This is a genomic window from Sutterella sp. (assembly GCF_052272535.1).
In the GTDB taxonomy this organism is placed as follows: Bacteria; Pseudomonadota; Gammaproteobacteria; order Burkholderiales; family Burkholderiaceae_F; genus Sutterella.
Map to the genome: position 1 here is coordinate 1 of NZ_DAVZJY010000249.1, position 3,164 is coordinate 3,164.

At 66.5% G+C, this 3,164-nt stretch carries 2 protein-coding genes; both read left to right on the top strand.

The window, feature by feature from the left end; translation table 11 throughout:
• Positions 1-972: pyridoxal phosphate-dependent aminotransferase (locus ACT6Y9_RS09835; protein WP_443744392.1), on the top strand; the 972-nt coding region annotated here is incomplete at its 5' end.
• A 158-nt stretch (positions 973-1,130) separates the two neighbouring features.
• Positions 1,131-2,747, top strand: a complete 1,617-nt coding sequence (locus tag ACT6Y9_RS09840) for a gamma-glutamyltransferase family protein (RefSeq protein WP_443744393.1) — start codon at positions 1,131-1,133, stop codon at positions 2,745-2,747.
• The last annotated feature ends 417 nt before the right edge of the window (positions 2,748-3,164 follow it).

Below are 3,164 nucleotides of genomic sequence, written 5' to 3' on the forward strand. Positions count from 1 at the left end.
GAGGCGGTGGCGAAGTCCGCGGCCGTCGCCAACCGCTATCCCTTCGTGCGCGCCGAGGCGCTGCGCAAAGCCTGCGCGAAGTTCATCGGCGGCTCCCCGAACGAGATCGTCCTCTCGTCGGGTTCGGCCGAAGCGATCCGCGCGTCGGTCGAGGCCTACGCCCACGAGAAGGACGCAACCCTCATCATCCCCGAGCTCACGTACTCCGACGGCGAGATGGCCGCCAAGCGCAACGGCATGCCGGTCGTGAAGGTGACGATGGGCCCGAAGTGGTCGATCGACATCCCCGCGATGAAGAACGCCGCGAAGAAGGCGGCCGAAAAGGGCTTCGCCGTCGTCTACTTCGTTAATCCGAACAACCCCACGTCCACCATCGCCGACACGAAGGCGCTCTTCGACTGGATCCGCGCGCGCCCGGCCAACACCGTCTTCCTCGTGGACGAGGCCTACGCCGAATTCGTGGTTGATCCCTCGTTCCGCTCCACGGCCGAGCTCGTCAAGGAGGGTCTCGCGAACGTCGTGGTGCTCAAGACCTTCTCCAAGATCTTCGCCATGGCGGGCCTGCGCCTCGGCTTCGCCTACGCCGTTCCCGAAACTGTCAAGAAGGTCCACGACCACATCGCCTACGACTTCTTCGTCTCGATCCCCGCGATCGAAGCCGGCCTCGCCGAGATCGAGGACAAGGCGTTCCTCAAGCTCTCGAACGACGAGAACAAGGCCGCCCGCGCGATCATGGCGAAGGTCTGCGACGAACTGAAGCTCGAGTACCTGCCGAGCCAGACGAACTTCTGCTTCATCAACCTCAAGGCTCCGCTCGCGCCCTTCGCCGAGGCGATGAAGAAGGAGAACATCATCGTCGGCCGTCCCTTCCCGCCCGCCGTTGAATGGTGCCGCATCTCCTACGTGCGCCCGGCCGAAATGCAGTACGTCGCCGACGTGATGCGGCGCCTGAGGAAGGAGGGAAAGCTCTGATACGGGCGCTCCTCCCTGACCTTGGCGCCCTGAGAGGTCCGCTCCGGGCGGGCCTCTCGCGGCGCGGCGGAGGTCCGGCATGCTCCACTCGGTGGGGCGCCGGACCTCTTTGATTTTCTTAGAATCATTTCTTCATCCACCTCTTCATGGAGCATCTGATGCCGCTGCCCGTCTTTGATCCCCTCGACCATCCCCACGCCTCCCGCCGACAAGTGGTCTACGCCCGCCGCGGCATGGCCTGCGCGGGCAACCCCACCGCGGCCTCGGTGGGCCTGCAGACGCTTCTGAAGGGCGGCAACGCCGTGGACGCCGCGGTCGCGATGGCGGCGGTCATGCCCCTGGTCGAGCCCACCGGGAATGGTCTCGGCTCCGACGCCTTCGTCCTCATCTGGAAGGACGGAAGGCTCTACGGCATCAACGGCTCGGGCCCGTCGCCCCTGGCGGCGACCCTGGATGCCTACCGGGCGCGCGGCTTCACCGAGGTGCCCGCCTACGGCGTCCTCTCGGCGGACGTTCCGGGGTGCGTCGCCGCCTGGGCGGAGGTCGCGAAGCGCTTCGGCAGGATGGACTTTAAGGACGTGCTCGCTCCGGCGGTCGACTACGCGCGCCGCGGCTTCGCGGTCTCGCCCACGGTGTCGTTCCTCTGGGCGCGCGCCGAGAAGCTCTATTCAAAGTTCCGCGCCGACCCGCAGTTCGAGCCCTGGTTCGAGCACTTCGCGCCCGCGGGACGCGCGCCGAAGGCGGGCGAGGTCTTCTCCTCGGCGGACATGGCCCGCACGCTCGAACTCATCGCCGCGACCGAGGGCCGCGCCTTCTACAAGGGCGTTTTGGCCGAGCGGACGGCGGAGTTCTTCGAAGCGAAGAAGGGCCTCCTCACCTACGAGGACCTCGCGAGCTACGTCCCGGAATGGGTCGAGCCCATCAGCGTCAACTACCGCGGCTACGACGTCTGGGAGATGCCGCCCAACGGCCACGGCATCACGGTACTGATGGCCTTGAAGCTCCTCTCGGGGATGCCCCTGGGCGAGAGGCTCAAGGCCGAGACGATGCACCAGCAGATCGAGGCGATGAAGCTCGCGATGGCCGACACCGCCGAGCACGTCACGGACCCCGTCGCGATGCGCGTTTCGGTCGATGAGCTGCTTTCGGACGACTACGCCACCCGGCGCCGCGCGCTGATCGGCCCCGAAGCGCTTATCCCGCAGGCGGGCGACCCGCGCGGGAGCTCCACCGTCTACTTCTGCACGGCGGACGAAGAAGGCACGATGGTCTCCTTCATCCAGAGCAACTACCGCGGCTTCGGCTCGGGCATCGTGATCCCCGGCACCGGCATCTCGATCAACGACCGCGCGAACAACTTCCGCTTCGACGAAGCGCACGCCAACTGCCTCGCGGGCGGCAAGCGCCCCTACCACACGATCATTCCGGGGTTCCTCACGAAGGACGGAGCGGCCGTCGGCCCCTTCGGCATCATGGGCGGCTTCATGCAGCCCCAGGCCCACGTGCAGGTGGTCGAGAACCTGATCGACTGGCACCTCAACCCGCAGCAGGCGCTCGACGCGCCGCGCTGGCAGTGGACCGGCGGCCGCCGGGTCGAGGTGGAGGCCGACATGCCCGCAAACGAAGTCCTCAAGCTCGCCCGCATGGGTCACGAGGTGACCGTCAAGGCCGACCTCACGCAGATGGGCCGCGGCCAGATGATCCTGCGCGCGGAGGACGGCACGCTCGCGGGCGCCACCGAAAAGCGCACCGACGGTCAGATTATGTGCTTCTAGGCGCACTGCGCCATGAGCGCGCATTGCACCAAATTGGTGCAATGCGTGCATGAAAACGTGCGCACTCATCGAAGGCGAGCGGTGAAGATCCCTGGATTCCCCGTCCGCCGAGCATTCCTAGGGTTAACCCTTGATTGGCACGGAGATTGCTATGTATTCCGGGATGAGGGAGCGCAAAGAGGCGGCGTCTGAAGCCGCCGCGCCCGCCTCAGGCTTTTCTTCAACCCGACTTCCAGAGAAGGAGACAACGTCATGGCCTCTACGACCGATACCGTCGCGATCACCTCCACCGGCGCCCTTGCCGGCACCGTTCGCGGAGTTTCGCTCGAGACCATAGGCGCCCGTCCCTCGGTGCGCCGCACGGCGCTCTCGATCGTCTGCGTCGGCGTCCTTCTCGCCGTCGCCGTCCTCTCGATC

What these genes read in the sequence shown, in the direction of transcription:
- ACT6Y9_RS09840 (WP_443744393.1), top strand. Translation starts at nt 1,131, where the DNA reads ATGCCGCTGCCCGTCTTTGATCCCCTCGACCATCCCCACGCCTCCCGC.